The sequence below is a fragment of the Micromonospora wenchangensis genome, assembly GCF_002210435.1.
Lineage (GTDB): Bacteria > Actinomycetota > Actinomycetes > Mycobacteriales > Micromonosporaceae > Micromonospora > Micromonospora wenchangensis.
On sequence record NZ_MZMV01000018.1, the window covers coordinates 52,651 to 68,950 of the forward strand.

12 protein-coding genes are annotated in these 16,300 nt (G+C 73.9%); 4 read left to right on the plus strand and 8 right to left on the minus strand.

The genetic code is table 11. The features are described 5' to 3' along the window. The first annotated feature begins 160 nt into the window (after positions 1 to 160). Positions 161 to 2,257: a cellulose binding domain-containing protein gene (locus B5D80_RS13245; protein ID WP_088644153.1), complete on the plus strand. Its 2,097-nt coding sequence runs from the start codon at positions 161 to 163 to the stop codon at positions 2,255 to 2,257. Between the two features lie 57 nt (positions 2,258 to 2,314). On the opposite strand, the gene B5D80_RS13250 is transcribed toward B5D80_RS13245, so the two are convergent. From B5D80_RS13250 to B5D80_RS13265, 4 genes are all read right to left on the minus strand, one after another. Next, positions 2,315 to 4,210, minus strand: coding sequence for a CocE/NonD family hydrolase (locus tag B5D80_RS13250; RefSeq protein WP_245854517.1), 1,896 nt, complete (start codon positions 4,208 to 4,210; stop codon positions 2,315 to 2,317). 158 nt (positions 4,211 to 4,368) lie between these two features. Further along, positions 4,369 to 5,280 (minus strand): sulfotransferase family protein, encoded by a 912-nt coding sequence (locus B5D80_RS13255; RefSeq protein WP_088644155.1) that lies wholly within the window; start codon positions 5,278 to 5,280, stop codon positions 4,369 to 4,371. 3 nt (positions 5,281 to 5,283) lie between these two features. Next, the gene (locus B5D80_RS13260; protein ID WP_088644156.1) at positions 5,284 to 6,318 is read right to left on the minus strand and encodes a sulfotransferase family protein; all 1,035 of its coding nucleotides are present in this window, start codon (positions 6,316 to 6,318) and stop codon (positions 5,284 to 5,286) included. Further along, entirely contained in the window at positions 6,315 to 7,559 is a 1,245-nt protein-coding gene (locus B5D80_RS13265) for a glycosyltransferase (RefSeq protein ID WP_088644157.1), read from the minus strand. The genes B5D80_RS13260 and B5D80_RS13265 overlap by 4 nt, the downstream gene beginning before the upstream one ends. Before the next feature lie 240 nt (positions 7,560 to 7,799). Between B5D80_RS13265 and B5D80_RS33345 the strand changes: the two genes are divergently transcribed. Genes B5D80_RS33345 through B5D80_RS13280 form a run of 3 tightly spaced genes read left to right on the plus strand, consistent with a single transcriptional unit; the run spans position 7,800 to position 11,060 of the window. After that, the gene (locus B5D80_RS33345) at positions 7,800 to 8,735 is read left to right on the plus strand and encodes a sulfotransferase family protein (RefSeq protein WP_158224165.1); all 936 of its coding nucleotides are present in this window, start codon (positions 7,800 to 7,802) and stop codon (positions 8,733 to 8,735) included. Then, entirely contained in the window at positions 8,728 to 9,534 is an 807-nt protein-coding gene (locus B5D80_RS13275; RefSeq protein ID WP_088644159.1) for a sulfotransferase family protein, read from the plus strand. Before B5D80_RS33345 ends, B5D80_RS13275 begins: the two co-directional genes overlap by 8 nt. 5 nt (positions 9,535 to 9,539) lie before the next feature. Continuing rightward, positions 9,540 to 11,060: a hypothetical protein gene (locus B5D80_RS13280; RefSeq protein WP_144081652.1), complete on the plus strand. Its 1,521-nt coding sequence runs from the start codon at positions 9,540 to 9,542 to the stop codon at positions 11,058 to 11,060. Between the two features lie 168 nt (positions 11,061 to 11,228). On the opposite strand, the gene B5D80_RS13285 is transcribed toward B5D80_RS13280, so the two are convergent. From B5D80_RS13285 to B5D80_RS13300, 4 genes are read right to left on the minus strand one after another with little or no spacing between them, the layout of a single operon-like run. Continuing rightward, positions 11,229 to 12,074, minus strand: coding sequence for a sulfotransferase family protein (locus B5D80_RS13285; protein ID WP_158224166.1), 846 nt, complete (start codon positions 12,072 to 12,074; stop codon positions 11,229 to 11,231). After that, on the minus strand, positions 12,071 to 13,660 hold the full coding sequence (locus B5D80_RS13290; RefSeq protein ID WP_144081653.1) for an oligosaccharide flippase family protein: 1,590 nt from the start codon (positions 13,658 to 13,660) through the stop codon (positions 12,071 to 12,073). Before B5D80_RS13290 ends, B5D80_RS13285 begins: the two co-directional genes overlap by 4 nt. Before the next feature lie 6 nt (positions 13,661 to 13,666). Continuing rightward, positions 13,667 to 14,740, minus strand: a complete 1,074-nt coding sequence (locus B5D80_RS13295; protein WP_158224167.1) for a Wzz/FepE/Etk N-terminal domain-containing protein — start codon at positions 14,738 to 14,740, stop codon at positions 13,667 to 13,669. Between the two features lie 11 nt (positions 14,741 to 14,751). Next, on the minus strand, positions 14,752 to 16,251 hold the full coding sequence (locus B5D80_RS13300; protein WP_088644164.1) for an O-antigen ligase family protein: 1,500 nt from the start codon (positions 16,249 to 16,251) through the stop codon (positions 14,752 to 14,754). Positions 16,252 to 16,300 lie beyond the last annotated feature (49 nt).

Here is a 16,300-nt window from a genome sequence, read left to right on the forward strand (position 1 = left end):
CAACCGGGAGCCGTCGGGTTTCCGGGGGACGGCGACAAGTGCGACGAAACGACGTCCGCAGTCCGTCCATCCGTCCCGCCCGCCGTCCCGACGCTCCTCGTGGTGCGACGCCACCCCGACCGGCCGCGGTGCACGGTGGTGACCCCCGAAGGAACCCCGTATGAACAGAGTTTCCGCCCCACCGTCGCGCCCGTCGCGTCGCGGCCCGGGGCGCGCGACGGCGCTCGCCGCGAGCCTGCTGCTCGCCACCGGCGGGCTCGCCGTGACCGGCCCGTCGCCCGCCGACGCGGCGGCCGACCCGGTGGCCGTGACCGTCAACGCCAACGCCGGGCTGGCCACCGTGCCGGACACCGCGCTGGGCGTCAACCACGCCATCTGGGACTCCCAGCTCGGCACGGCCGAGACGTCGGACCTGCTCAAGGCCGCCGGGGTGCGGATGATGCGCTACCCGGGCGGCTCGTACGCCGACATCTACCACTGGCGCGACCACACCGCGCCCGGCGGGTACGTCGCCCCGAACACCGACTTCGACACGTTCATGGCCGCCGCCCGGCGGGTCGGCGCCCAGCCGATGATCATCGCGAACTACGGCACCGGCACCCCCGCCGAGGCCGCCGACTGGGTCCGCTACGCCAACGTCACCAAGGGGTACGGCGCGAAGTGGTGGACGGTCGGCAACGAGAACTACGGCAACGGGCACTACGGGTCGGCCTGGGAGGCCGACGACCACCCCGACAAGAGCGCCAGCCAGTACGCCCGGCTGGTGGTCGACTACGCCGACGCGATGAAGGCGGTCGACCCCACGATCAAGGTCGGCGCGGTGCTGACCATGCCGGGGAACTGGCCGGACGGGATCACCGCCGGCAGTGACCCGGGCCCGTGGAACCGGACGGTGCTCTCGATCGCCGGCCCGAAGGTCGACTTCGTGGACGTGCACTGGTACCCCGGTGGCACCGCCGCCGAGTCGCTGGCCCGTACGGCCCACATCGACGAGGCGGCCCACCTGCTGCGCGACCAGCTCGCCCGGTACGCCGGCCCGAACGCCGCCCGGATCGGCATCAGCTTCACCGAGCTGAACGTCGGCACCGGGCAGAACACCCAGCCGGGCGCGCTGTTCCTCGCCGACGCCTACAGCGACCTGCTGGAGAACGGCGTCTTCACGGTCCAGTGGTGGAACGTGCACAACGGCATCGGCACCGTCACCGACGTGGCCGGGCAGACCGACTACGGCGACTTCGGGCTGCTGTCCAGCGGCACCTGCACCGCCGACGGCACGGTCTGCGAACCGCCGCTGAACACGCCGTTCGCCCCGTACCACGCGCTGTCGATGATGAACCTGTTCGCCCGGCCGGGTGACCAGCTCGTCCGGGCCGCCACCGACGAGCCGCTGGTCACCGCGCACGCCGTGCGGCGGGCCGACGGGGATCTCGCGGTGCTGCTGGTCAACAAGGACCCGGCCAACGCCCGGCCGGTCACCATCGACTACGCCGGCTTCACCCCGTCGGGTGCCGCGCCGACGACGTACTCGCTGACCAACGGGGCGTCCGGTGTGGTCACCGGCCAGTCCGGCAGCGCCGGCAGCCGGACGCTGCCGGCGTACTCGCTGACCACGCTGGTGCTGCGACCCTCGTCCCCGGTCACCGCGCACCCCGCCCCGCCGGGGCAGCCGACCGCGAGCGGGGTGACCGACCGGTCGGCGACGATCTCCTGGTCGCCGGCCCCGCCGAAGGGCGCCCCGATCGCCAAGTACGAGGTGTACCGGCAGAACGGCACGGTCAGCGAGCAGCTCGGCGAGACGGCCGGCACCTCGTTCACCGTGGACAACCTCGTCCCCGGCACCCGGTACACGCTCAACGTGCTGACCCGGGACACCGCCGGGAAGGTGTCGTGGTCGTCGTCGCCCGTCACCTTCACCACCGCCGGCCCGGCCGACAGCGGCTGCACCGTCCGGCTCACCACCGCAAGTGACTGGGGCAACGGCTGGGTCGGCAACGTCGAGATCGTCAACAACGGGGCGAACCCCGTCGACGGCTGGACGTTGACCTTCACCTGGCCGACCGGATGGCAGCAGGTGAGCAGCGGCTGGAGCGCCACCTGGACCCAGACCGGGCGTACCGTGACGGTCGCCGCCACCGACGACAACCGGCGGATCGCCGCCGGTGGCAGCACCACCGCCGGCTTCGTCGGGGCCTACAGCGGCCCGAACGTCCCGCCCACCGGTTTCGTGCTCAACGGCACCCCCTGCAGCGTGGGGTGACCGGGCCGGGTGGCCGTCGGCGCAGCGGTGCTGCGTCGGCGGCCACCCGGGGGTCGGTCAGAAACCGGCCGCGTGCGCGGCGGCGGTGCCGCCGACCACCGGAAGAACGATCTTGCTGCTCTTCAGGGCGACCTTGATGTTCGCGGCGGTGGTGTCCGCCTGGCTGGAGTACTGCGGGTAGCTGGCCACGATGATCACGCCGATCCGGTGGCCCGGCTTGAACACGTAGTCCTCCGGCAGCAGCGGGAAGGTGAAGTTGTACGACTCCCCCACCACCAGCGGCACGGCGGTCCGGATCGACTGCCGGTTCTGGGCATCCATGATGCCCTTGGTGACCAGCTCGTAGTCGGCCGTGGCGACCCGCTTGGCGGTCTGCTTGTAGCAGCCGTCGTCGGTCGGGCTGTTCAGCCCCCAGCAGTCCTCGGTGGCCAGGGTGATGATGCCCTCACCGGAGGCCCGGTGCGCCACCCGCTCGTCGGTGCCGTAGTCGACCAGGATCGCCCCGAAGTTGGTGTCGGTCTGGTCGGCCGAGGCCCGTAGCTGCACCGTCGGCGTGCCCGAGATGTGCAGGGGCGCGGTCAGCGGCGCGGACAGGAACGCCAGCCGGTTCGGCTGCACCGTGTCCGGGTTGAGGATCATGGTGTTCTGGCTCTGGGTACGGCTGTCCTGGAACGCGCCGGTCGCCGGCTTGGCGGTCGGCACCAGCTTCAGGCCACCGGCGCCGGTGGTGCCGGGCTGGAGGAACACCTCCGTGTCGGCCTTGCCGGGGATCGGCCAGTCGGCGTGGGTCTCCCACACGTCGGCGGCCCGCTCCAGGTCGACCCGGGGTTCGTCCATGATGCCGTTGGCGATCCCGTGCAGCCAGAAGTCGAACCACCGGTGCAGGGTGGACACCCACACCGCGCGCCGCGAGTCGAACGGGTCGACGTGCCCCTCCTGGGAGAGCCACAGCTTGCGCTGGATGTTGTTCTCCGCCAGGGCGTACCAGAACTTGCTGAAGTGGTCCGCGCGGACGTTGTCGTCGTTGAGACCGTGGTAGAGCAGCACGCTGGCGGTCATGTTGGGGACCTTCTTGACGTAGCTGCGCTCGTTCCAGAAGGCGGTGTAGTCGCCGGTCTCGTCGCCGTCGGCGGCGGCCATCGCGTCCCGCACCGGCTTGCAGTACTCCCGCCGTTCCGGGTTGGTGACCGTGTTGGCCAGCGACGCCACGTAGCTGTTGCCCCGGGTGACCACCCCGTTGCTGCGCACGTAGTCGTAGTACTCGGTGGGGCCGCTGATCGGCACCACAGTGGTCAGCCCCTTGACGCCGGTCACCGCCGTCGCCATGGCCAGGGAGCCGTCGTACGACTTGCCGATCATGCCGGACTTGCCGTTGTGCCAGTCGGCGGTGACGACCTGGCCGGCGGCGTTACGCGCGGTGGCCCGGCCGTTGAGCCAGTTGATCGCCTGCTTGGCGCTGAGGTTGTCCTGGTTGGCGTTGGTGGTGGGGCAGCCGGTGGAGTTGTTGGTGCCCACCATGTCCAGCAGGATCACCGCGTAGCCGCGCGGCACGAAGTAGTTGTCGTAGAACAGCGGCCACTTGTCGAGCAGGCCGTCGCCGTCCAGGTCGGCCTTGCACTCGGACTCGTTGCCCCGGCAGACCGTCGAGTAGTAGGGGCTGGCGTCCATGATGACCGGCACCTTGAGCCCGTTCGCGGTGGCCGCCGGTCGCATCAGGTCGAACGCGATGATGTCGCGCAGACCGTCGTTGTCGCTGTCGAAGGTGGAGTCGATGAACAGGCGTTCCCGGATGGCGTCGGCGTAGCCGAACACCGGCTGGGTGACCCCGTCCTGGACCACGATCGCCGGTTCGTCCGCCGCCGCCACCGCCCGTGGCGCCGCACCCAGGGCGGCGAGCAGCACCGCGGACAGTACGGCCGCCCCGGCGCGGAGGGGCGTTCCCATTGCAGCCATGCAGTCTCCTTGAGAGTCCCGAGACCCGGCACGCTATGGGCCGGCCGACCGGCACCACCACCTGCACCTGTAGGAACTTTGCCCACGCCGCCCCGACGACGCCGCCGCGGTGACACCGCACCGGCGGCACCGGGAGGCCGTGGCGGTGGGCGCGCCGGTCAGTCCCGGTAGCCCCACTGCCGCAGCGGCTTGTCCAGCACCCGTTCCACGGCGGCGAGCTGCGCCACGCCCAACTCGTCCTGGTAGGCGGCCTGCCGCCCGGCGTGGAACCGGTAGCGTCCGAACCCCTTCTCGAACGCCGGTGACCAGTCCAGGCCGAGGAAGTCGAGCATCCGGGCCACCTCGGCGCGCGGGTCGGCGAGCAGGTCCTCGTAGCGCACGTCGAGCCACTGCCCCTCCGGGTGCACGGCGCGGGCCTCGGCGAAGGAGTCCATCAGCATCTTCCAGCCCAGCGCGGCGAGCACCGGGAACGACCTGTCGTACTCCTCCCACTCCCGGCGCAGGTCGGTCGGCAGCGGACCGAGGAACCAGTTGTCCGGCCCGCGCCAGCCGTCCCACCAGCCCATCTGGAGCCAGGAGTTGGTCACCGCCCGGCCGTCGCGGACCACGTTGACCACCCGCAGCCCCGGGTAGCCGGCCCCCAGGAACCCGGTCCTCGGCCAGCCGGTCACGTGGTGCAGCAGCAGCCGGCAGCCCTGCCGTTCGATCCGGGCGTCGAAGAAGGCCCGCAGCCGCCGCCGCAGGTACGGGGTGAGATCGTCGGCGGTCAGGTCCCGGCACGGGCGGGAGAAACCGGCCACCACGTGCCGGTCCAGCAGGTGGTACGCCTCCGAGGGGGCGACCCGCAGCCGGCCCTTCTCCAGCAGCCGGCGGCTGTGCCGCAGCGACGTCATGCCCGCCGGGCGGGGCGCGGAGCGCCGGTACAGCGGGCCGTTGAACCGGCCGGCCAGGTTGAGCCGGGACAGCTTGTCGTCGACCCCGGAGACGAACCCGACCCCGGGATGCCGGGACAACAGCTCCTGCACCAGGGTCGACCCGCACCGCCCGGTGCCCACCACCACCGCCAACATCGCTCAGCCCTCCTCGTGCCCGGCCGACGCCGGCTGCCGGACCTGCGCCGACCGCCCGGACCCCACCGCCACCGACGACCCGGACCCCGCCGGGCTCGCGGCTGCCGGGCCGCCGCGACGCCACGGGTAGCCGAACCGGCGCAGCCCCGGCACGGTCAGCGCGGTGACCAGCGCGTACGACCGGCGGGACAGGTCACGCCGCCACTGCACGTCGGCGGTGATCGGCACCGGGCCGGTCCGGTGCCGCGACGGGTTCCCGGCCACCGAGTGCGTCGGCGTCAACCGGACCGTCGCCGGGCCGGTGAACGGGCCGCCGGCGGGGTCCACCCCGGCGAACGCGGCGATCCGGCGCAGCGTCGCCTCCGGTTCGGCGGTCAGGTCCTCGTAGCGCACCCGCAGGTAGCCCGCCGGGGCGCGGTCGGCCCACAGCCGGACGGTGACGGTGTTCCAGACCAGCCAGAGCAGGGCCGCCTTCCCCACCGGGGGCCGGCTCATCAGCTCGGGGTCGGCGTCGCCGTCCAACCCCCGACGCCGACGCCAGGAGAACGCGGTGGCCCGGGGGTCGCGGACCAGGTGCAGCACCCGCAGCTCGATGCCGGGCAGCGCGCCGACCAGCGCGCCGTACGGGGGCAGCTTCGACGAGTCGACCACCACCCGGGCCCCGGTGTGCCGGGCCACGGCCGCGTACAGGTCGGCCAGCGCCGCGTCGTCGGGGTGCGCGGGCACCGGCCGGACGCCGCGCCGGTGCCGGCGCAGCAGCGCCGGCAGGCCGCGCATCCGCAGCCGGCCGCGCAGCCCGGCGGCGATCGCGGCGGCCCGGTCGGTCGGCAGCTCCCGGCGCACCTCGCCCCACAGCGGGCAGTCCCGCAGCGGCCGGCCGCAGCCGCACGGCCGGTTCTCCACCTCGCCGCGCTGCCACAGGTAACGCAGCTCACCGGCGGCGAAGACCCCGTCGTACTGGCCCAGCACGGTGGTGACCAGGGTGCTGCCGCTGCGTCCGCTGCCGGCCAGGTAGAGCACCCGCACCGGGGGGTTCACACCGGCTCCCGCACGGTCCGCGCGGCGGTCGCGTAGACCTCCCGCAACCGGGTCAGGTGCGCCTGCGGGGAGAAGTCCCGCTCCACCCGCGCCCGCCCGGCCCGCCCCATCCGGTACGCCCGAGCCGGATCGGCCAGCACCCGGTGCAGCCCGGCGGCCAGCGCCGCCGGGTCGTCGGCGGGCACCACCTCGCCGTCCACCCCCGAGGTGACCAGCTCCGGCAGGCCACCCAGGTCGGAGGCGACCACCGGCACCCCGCAGCCGTACGCCTCCAGCACCGCCATCGGCTGGTTCTCGTTCCACCGCGACGGCACCGCCACCACCGTGGCCGAGCGGACCAGCTCGTGCAGCCGGGCCTTGTCCAGCCGGCCGTGGAACCGGACCCGCCCGGGGGCCCGTCGCCGGGCCAGCTCGGTCAGCCCGTCGCGGGCCGGGCCGTCCCCGGCCACCTCCAGCACGACGTCGTCGGGCAGCCGGGTGAGCGCCTCGATCAGCACGTCGACGCCCTTCTCGGCGGCCAGCCGACCGGCGAAGACCACCGGGCCGCCGGGTGCCGTCTTCACCGCCGTCGCGGCGACGTCGACGAAGTGCGACACCACGTGCATCCGGTCGGGGAAGACCCCGGCCCGGCGCATCACGTCGGCCAGGAACCGGCTGGGGCTGACGAACGCCTGCACCGGCCCGTACGCCCGGGTGGTGCGGTGCAGCCACGACTCGACGGCGAGCAGCGAGCTGGCCCCCAGCGAACCGTCCTTGCAGCGGCGGCGGGCCGCGCGCAGCGGGCCGCCGGTGACGCACGCGTCGCAGACCGTCCCCCGGTCGAGCATCTGGTAGCTGGGGCAGGCCAGCTTGTAGTCGTGCAGGGTCATCACCGCCGGCACCCGGGCGGCCCGCACCGCGGCCAGCACCGACGGGGAGAGCTGGTGGTAGATGTTGTGCAGGTGGACCACGTCGGGGCGGAACTCGTCGAGCACCCGGGCCAGGCCCCGCCGGCTGGCCGGCGACCAGATCATCCGGGCCGCGACCGCCGCCCGGGCGCCCGCGCCGCGCGGCGTCGGGTCCAGCTCCACGTGGGACGGGAAGTGCCTGGCGTACGGGGTGGGGGCGTCGTTGTCCGGGTGGGTCATGCCGAAGAACGCCACCTCGTCGCCGTCGCCCCGTTGCAGCTCGGCGACGTCGAGCAGGTAGCCCTCGGCGCCGCCGCGCCGGTAGAGGAACTTGTTGACATGGAGGACACGCATCGGCCTGCTCCGGGGGTGGCTGCTGCGGTGCGTCGGGGGTCGGGAGGTGCGGTGGTCGCCCCGGACAGCAGCGGTGACCAGGGGCCCCACCGTATGCAACACCCACGTCGTGAGTCCAGCTCATGATCCCCAAGTAGCCACACGGCCCATCGCCGGCTGACCACACGGCCACGTGGTCAGCCGCGATGATCTGCCGGTACCGTGTGCCCCACCCCGCCCGACGTGCCCGAGGAGGACCCGGTGCCCCACCCCGACGAACCCTCGGCGCTGGCGTACACCGCCCGACGGGTCCGCCGGCACCTGCGCTGGGCCCGCACCGAGGGCGTCCGGCGGCTGATCGAGGAGGACCGGCTCGACCCGGTCGAGCGGGCCCGCACCGCTCTGGCGAAGCGGCGCTGGCGACGGGCCCACCCCGGGCCGCCCGGCCGGGCCGTCCCGGTGTACCTGGTGGGCCTGCAACGCTCCGGCACCAACATGCTGACCCGGGGGTTGGACGCCGACCCGTCGGTGGAGGTCCGCAACGAGAACGACCGGGCCGTGTTCCACCGCTTCCGGTTGCGCCCCGACCCGGTGCTGGCCGCCGTCGTCACCCGCAGCCGGCACCGGTACGTGCTGGTCAAGCCGCTGTGCGACACGCACCGGGTGGACGAGCTGCTCGACCTGCCCGGGGTCGCGCCGGGGCGGGCGCTGTGGGCGTACCGGGACGTCGACGACCGGGCCCGCTCCGAGGTGGCGAAGTTCGGCGACGCCAACCTGCGGGCGTTGCGGGCCATCGCCGACGGCACCATCTCCGACCGCTGGCAGGGGCAGCGCCTGGACACGCCGACGCGGGACCTGGTCGCCAGCTTCGACTACGACCGGATGACCCCGCACACCGCCGCCGCCCTGTTCTGGTACGTGCGCAACTCGTTGTACTTCTCCCTCGGGCTGGCCGACCGCCCGGACACCCTGCTCTGCTCGTACGACGCGCTGGTCGCCGACCCGGCGGGGTACACCCGGCGGCTGTGCGCCTTCCTCGACCTGCCGTACGACCCGGTGCTGCACGCGCACGTCGGCGCGCGCTCCCCGGCGCGACCCCGGCTGGACGTCGACGCCCGGGTGCGGGCGCTGTGCACCGAGCTGACCGGCCGGTTGGACGCGGCGGCCGGCCGGCAGGAGGCGGTGGACCATGGCTGAACCGCAGACCCCGCTGCCCGACGCCGGGCCGGGCCGCCCGCAGGGGCCGATCTTCCTGGTCGGCTGCCAGCGTTCCGGCACCACGATGCTGCGCCTGGTGCTCGACTCGCACTCCCGGGTGAGCTGCGGCCCGGAGACCCGGTTCCTGGCCGACATGCAACGCATCGTCGGCCGGGACTGGGAGCGGCTGTCCCGGTTCGGGTTCCCCCGGGAGTACTGGCTGGGCCGCATCGCCGACTTCTTCGGCGGCATCCAGGCCGACTACGCCCGGTCCCGGGGCAAGACCCGCTGGGCCGACAAGACCCCGCTGTACGCGCTGTCCATCGACTTCCTGGCCGAGGTCTTCCCCGACGCGCAGTTCGTGCACGTCATCCGGGACGGCCGGGACGTGGTGGTGTCGCACCGCAAACGGTTCGGCTACTGGTCGGCGGTGAAGTGCGTGGTGAAGTGGCCGCGCTACATCCGCATCGCCCGCGCCGCCGGGGCCCGACTGCCGGCCGACCGCTACCACGAACTGCGCTACGAGGAGACTGTCACCGACCCGGAGAAGGCCATGCGGGGCCTGTTCGAGTTCCTCGGCGAACCCTGGGAGGCTGGCGTGCTCGACTACGACGGCAAGCAGCACGACGTGGCGGGCAAGTACACCGCCGAGGCGGAGCGACGGCGGGCCGCCGCCGGCACCGACGCCCCGATCTACGGCTCGCGGGTCGGCACCTACCGCCGCGAGCTGGACCCCTTCCTGCGGGTGCTGGTCCGGGTCTTCTCCAGCGCCACCCTGCGCGAACTGGGCTACCGGTGAACCGGGTGCGGCGCGACGACGCAACCCCGGGCGGGGGTACGGCGGCCCGCCGGGTCGGGCGGCGGGCGCTGCTCGCCGGGGTGCTGCTGGTCGCCCTGCTCGCCGGGGCGGCCTGTTCGGACGATCCCGCCCCCGGGCCGGCCCCGTCGGCGACCGCGCCGTCCACCGCCCCGTCGGCCGGTGCCAGCGGTACGCCGCTGCCGGCCGGCGCACCGGTCCGCAACCCGTTCGGCGCGCACTGGGACTTCTCCCGGCACGACCAGTTCGTCCCCTACCTGGAGAAGCTCTCCGGCTCGGCGACGTACCACGAGCTGAGCTGGTGTGACATCGAGAAGACCCAGGGCAGCCCGGACTTCTCGGCGGTGGACCAGATCGCCGAACGCAGCCGCAAGCTCGGCATCACCCTGCACCTGAAGATCCGTACCGGGGTGTGCTGGGCGACCGGCGGGACGGCGAAGTTCACCCGGGGCCAGGCCAACAAGACCGAGTCGGCGATGCCGCAGGACCTCGCCGCCTACCAGAACTTCGTCCGCACGCTGGTGCAGCGGTACGCCCCGTACGGGGTCCGCGAGTACGCCGTCGAGAACGAGGTCAACGCCCAGCAGTACTGGGCGGGCAGCCCCGAGGACTACCGTCGGCTGGTCACCGCCGCCGCCGAGGCGATCCGCGCGGCCGACCCGCAGGCCAAGGTGGTCGACTCGGGCATGAGCAGCGTCGCGTACGGGATGGGGGTCGCCGACCGGCTGCTGCGCGTCGGTCAACCGGACCAGGCCGTCGCCGCCTACCAGGCGTACTTCCAGCGGCGGATCGGCACCCGGGGTCGGCTGATCCCGGCGGTGAACGACCCGACGGCGTTGCGTGCCGCGTTGGACAACGCGCAGAACTCCCGCAACCTGGCCTACCTCGCGGTCACCGAGAAGTTGCTCGACGACCGGGTGGTCGACGTCCGGCAGCTGCACTTCTACGAACACTTCTCCGGGGTACCGGCGCTGCTGGACTACCTGCGGGCGGAAACCCCGGCCGGGGTGCCCGTGCAGGCGTGGGAGGTCGGCCAGTTCTGGAAGGACGGCGGCGACGACGCGGCGGGCCGGGGCGACGAGATGGTCAAGGTGGTCAGCATGCTGGTCGCCGGGGGTGTCCGCGAGGTGCTCTGGCTGCCGCTGGCGTACAACCCGAACAACCGGGCCGGCGCGGAGGTCCGCTACGGGCTGCTCGACCCGGACGGCACCCAGCGGCAGGCCGGCGCGATGATGGCCGCCCTGGCGGCGGCGGCGCGGGACGCGACGGTCGAGCCGGTGAACGCCAAGGGGCTGACCGGGGTGGCGTTCCGCCGTGGCGCGGAGAGCACGCTGGTGGTGTGGTCGACCTCCACCGGCACCGTGTCGTTGCCGGCTGCGGCCGGGGTGACCGGTGGCCCGGTCGGTGCCGACCCGGCCGCCCGCGGGGGCGCGCTGCCGATCGGGCCGAGCCCGGTGCTGGTGCGCGCCACCGGCACCCCGGACGCGGTCCTCGCCCCGATCCGCTGACCGGCTCCCCCGCCGCACCCGCTGCGGTGAGAGGGGTGGGGCTCCCATGATCACATTGCGATTCGGTGCACTGATCTCGGCGTGTCGTCTACATAATCGCAATCTGTTCATGGTCCCGCACGCTGGCGCGGCGGCATTCACCCCGGCAACGGGAGGTGTGCCGCCCGCTCACCAGGTACGCGGCCAGCCGAGCAGGTCCGCCAGGCGGGCGTTGTGCGGGGCGAACCCGGCGGCCAGTTCGGCCCGCAGTTCGGCGGTGAGCTGCGACGGGCCGGTGTCCGTCCGCCGGGTGTGCCTGGCGAACTCCGCCGGGGTGAACGGGGCCAGCCCGAGGAACCGCAGCGCCCCGGCGTACGTGCCGGCCGGGTCGGCGTACAGGTCCTCGCTGCGGATCACGTGCAGCCGGTCGGCGGGCAGGTGGGCGTACCAGCGGTCGAGCTGTTCGGCGTAGCGGCCCCGCGCGGCGTAGGAGAAGTTGCGCAGCGCGTGGTGCGCCGCCGGGGTGTCCGGCCCGTCGACCAGCGCCTCGGCCAGCCGCCCCGGTTCGGCGGCGAGCGCCTCGGCGAAGCCCAACGGCTCCACCCCGTACGAGCGGGTGTGCAGGTAGTGCGAGTAGGCCCGCTCGACCGGGTCACGCAGCAGCGCCACGAACCGGGCCTCGGGCAGCGTCGCCGCCACCCGGGCCGGCACCCCGGGGTGGAACAGGTAGTAGGGGCTGGCCTCGAAGCTGCGCCGGCCGGGGGCGGCCGGCGGGAAGTGCGCCCGGTACCAGCGGGTCCCCCGCCCGAAGTGCAGACTGAAGAACTGGAGTTCCTTGCCGGTGGCGGCCCGCACGTCGGGGTGCGCGGCGAGGTAGTGGTGCAGCGAGGTGGTGCCGCACCGCTGCCCACCGATGATCAGGAAGTCGGGTAGCGCGCCGACCCGGCCGGGCAGCGCCGCGCGTCCCCAGGCGCGGGTGCCGCGTACCACCCGACGCAGCCGGTCCACGGTGGCCCGGCGCGGTCCCGCGCTCACCGCGACACCACCCGGCCGGAGGTGTCCCGCTCGACCCCGTCCACCCCGGCGGGGGGCGGGACGACGTCCGGGGTGTCCGCGGCGGGGTCGCCGCGGCGGCGTCGGCGGGCCAGGGTACGCAGCACCATCAGATCCTCCCGGCTCAGTCCCAGCGCCAGCACGGCCCCCAGGTAGACGGCCACGATGGTGGCCAGCCCGGCGACCGGCCGCCACGGCCAGCCCGGCACCAGCCAGCGCACCAGCAGCCCGGCGGCCAGCGCGGCCACCCCGGCGGCGAGCCCCTTGGCCATCCCGGCGGTGAACGGCAGCGCGCCGGTCAGGTAGCGGACCTGCACCACCCGGGCGATGTTGACCACGATCAGCGAGGCGCTCCACGCCGCCGCCGCGCCGACGATCCCGTAGGCGGGGATGAGCCACAGGTTGAGCAGCACGTTGAGCACCAGGGCGACCAGGTTGTCGGCCATGTTGAGGGCCACCCGGCCGGACATGTTCAGCACCGTGCCGCACGGGCCGGTGGCGGCGTTGACGAGCTGGCCGAGGGCGAGGACCACGGTCACCGCCGCGCCGGTGGCGACCTCGCCGCCGAAGACCCGCAGCAGGTCGCCGGGGAGCACCAGCAGCGCCACGAACGCCGGCAGCGACAGCCGCACCACCCAGCCGGTGGCCACCGCGTAGACCCGGCGGACGTCGTCGAGGTCCCCCCGGTGGTAAAGGTGCGCCAGGTACGGGCCGAACGCCGCGTTGACCGGGGCGAGCACGAAGATGGCGACGGTGACCAGCCGGGTGGCGACGTTGTACACGCCGATGTCGGGGTTGGCGAAGAAACCGAGCAGCAGGGTGTCGACCCAGATCAGCCCGGTCGACGACAGCGACGACACCCAGCTGACCGTGGAGAAGCGGAACAGCTCCCCCGGCCGGTGCACCGGGCGGGCCGGCGGCACCCGGCGCACCAGCCGGCCCAGCGCCAGCAGGGCGAGCAGGGCGGCCGACCAGCCGGCCACCACCAGCGCCCAGAACGCCCCGGTCAGCCCGGCCCCGGTGAGCAGCGCGAGCGCGGTGAGCAGCAGCCGGGTGCCCGGCTCGTAGAGCTGGCCGATGAAGGTGAACGGCCGCTGGGTGCGCCAGCCCCGGGTCGCCGCCAGGGCCGCCTCGCAGATCGTCGAGGCGGGCAGGGTCAGCGCGACCAGCCGCAGCCCGGTGACCAGCCCCGGGTCGTGCAGCCGGTCGGCGAGCCACGGTGCGCCCGCCGCCAGCGCCCCGGCGAGGACGACCGACGAGCCGGCCGAGACGGCCAGTCCCAACCGGATGGTGCCGCGCAGCGCCGGGGCGTCCGCGTCGGCCAGGTGCACCGCCACGAACCGGGTGAGGCCGGCCCGGAACCCGGACAGCGACAGCAGCCCGGCCAGCGACAGCACGGCGTAGCACTGGGCGTACCGGCCGACCTCCCGGATGCCCAGCACCCGGGCCAGCAGCAGCATGATCAGGAAGACGGCCGCCTGGCTGAGCAGGGCGCCGAGCAGGTTGAGCCCGCCACCGCGGGCCATCCCCCGGACGTGCCTGTCGCCCTGCGCGGACGCGTGCGACACCGCCACCTACCGGCGTCGGTGCTGCTCGGGCACGGTCGAGGTGACGACCGGCAGCACCACCGTGTCGTCGCCGCCACGCCGCCCGCCGGTCAGCGCCGGGGCGGCCCGGCCGACCGCCGGCTGCTGACCGGCCCGGCGGCTGCGCGGCAGCCACTCCAGCACCGCCACCAGCAGCACGGCCAGCAGCAGGCCGGCACCGGACACCGGCAGCACCAGGGCGACGAGCGCCTTGGCCCGGGACACCGGCTGCACCTCGCCGACGCTCGTCACCTTCTCCGGGTCGGCGGCCTGGGACTGGGCGCGGGCCTGTTGCAGCCCCTGCCGGGCCGAGGCCAACGCGCTGGTGGCGCTGTCGCGTTGCGCGAGCAGCGCCTGGTAGTCGGGCAGTTTCGGGCCGAGCGCGTCGAGCCGCTTCTGCCCGGCGCTGATCGACTCGGCGGCGGCGTTGGCGCCCCGGGTGTTGCCGACCGCCTGCATCTGCAACTGCTGCTGTCGCAGGCTGGCGATCTCCTGGAGGGTCGACTGGTAGAGCTTGTCGGGCTGGCTGACCTTGTTGGTCTTCTCCCAGTCGTTGATCGCCCGGGTGGCGGTGGTCAGCTCGTCGGTGGCCGTCTTCACCTCGTCGGTCGCGATGCCGACCTGGCTGGCGAACAGGAAGGCCAGGGCCCGCTTGCCGGTCGCGGCGAGCACCGAGGCGACGGTGGACCGGTCGGCGGTGGTGTAGGTGACGGTGAGCTGACTGCTCGCCCCGACCTGCTTGACCGCCAGGCCGTCGCGCAGCGCGTCGGCGGGGACCCCGGTGTCGGCGGCCACCTGGTCGACCACCTGCGGGGAGGTCACCGCCGCGGCGAAGGCCGCCGCGAACTGGTTGGCCGCCTGGGTGCCGGTGTACTGCTGGGCCGCGCTGCCGCCGACCAGAGCGGGCGCGGCGACGTACGAGGTGGCCGCGTACTGCTGCGGGCCGAGCAGCACGACCAGCGCGGCCGCCGCCCCGGCCACCAGCGGAATCCCCACCAGCAGCCAGAGTCGACGCCGCGCGACCCGCAGATAGTCGACGATCTCCACCCTGCTGCTCCCCACTGCTCGTTGCTTCATCGGTTGTGCCACCCGGTCGTCACCGGTCGGGGCGTCGCCGCCCGGGACGGCTCGGCCGGTAGCCCCCGGGCGACCGCGCCGGCTGCCGCGGCGAACGCCGCGAAATACCACAGGGTGACCACGTTCGAGATCACGTTGGATGCCGCGCTGACCGCGACGAAGGCGACCGCGCAGCCCAGGAACCCGACCGCGATCCCCCGGCCGAGGCTCCCCGGTGGGGCGCGGCGCAGCGCGTTCAGCCCGGTGTGCAGGCACAGCGCCATCATCGCCAGGTACGCCAGCAGCCCGGCCAGCCCGGTCTCCACGTACGCGCGCAGGAAGTCGTTGTGCGGCTTCTTCGCCTCGTCGGCCTCGAACTTGGTCATGTTGGGGCCGATCCCGGTGACCGGGTTGCGGTTGGCCAGCGACACGATCTCCGACCAGTAGCCGACCCGCCAGGCGAGGGTGTTGCCGGTCGGGCCGCCGCCCACGGCGGTGCTGTCGGCGAGCTGCCCGAAGCGGTGCGCCACGCTCGGCAGCAGCGCCACCCCGGCCACCGCGACCAGGCAGAGCGCCACCAGCATCCGCCGGCTGCGGTGCAGCACCGCCACCACCAGCAGGCCCAGCCCCGCCCCGAGGATCGCGCTGCGGGTGTTGGTGAGCAGCAGGAACAGCAGCGACGCGGCGAGCAGCACGCCGAGGCCGAGCCGTAGCCGGCGGCTCAGGTAGCGGTGGATGCCGAATCCGAAGATCACCATGAACATCAGGTAGCGGCCGAAGGTGGTGGACTGGCTGAACGGGCCGCTGATCCGGGTGAAGTCCCCCTTGATCTCGGCCGGTGGGTGCCCGAGCAGGGACAGCACGGCGGTGTAGCCGACCGCCAGCGCCAGCGAGGCGTACGCGGCGAGCAGCACCCGGCGGACCGCCGGCAGGTCCGGCATCAGCTGCTCCAGGACCACGAACATCACCACCACGGTGCCGATCCGCAGCGCCTCCAGGGCGCTGGGCACCGGCTGGGCCGCCCCCGCCGCGCTGACCAGGCAGGTGGCCCCGACCATCAGCATCGCCACGCCGAGCGGCGAGCCGCGCAGCCGGCCCCGCTGGCGGAGCTGGGCGGCGAGCCAGAGGCCGGCGGCGAGCAGGAACAGCACCGCGAGGATCGTCGACGGGTCCATCGCCCGGGTCGCCGCCGCGCCGTCGGCCCGGCCGGCGGTCGGGCCGCTGAGCTTGAACAGGTCGACGCAGGAGCGGACCGCCAGCATCAGCAGCACGTACGCCGCGAACCGGGTGAGCGCGAGCACGCCGACGGCCAGTCCGGCGAGGACCACCAGGGGCAGCACCGCGCCGACCCGGCCGCCACCGGACGCGGTCAGGCCGACACCGAGCGCCACCACGGCGCACAGCAGGGCCGCGCCGACGGTCAGCAGGCGGGCGGTCGGATCACCAATGGACCACCGTCGTCGCCCGCCCCCGGGCAGGGCGAGGCCGCCCTCCGTGCCGTGTCGCTGTCCGTCCACCGCTCGCCGACCACTCGTTTCCTGGGAACTGTTGCCGGTCGCCGCCGAC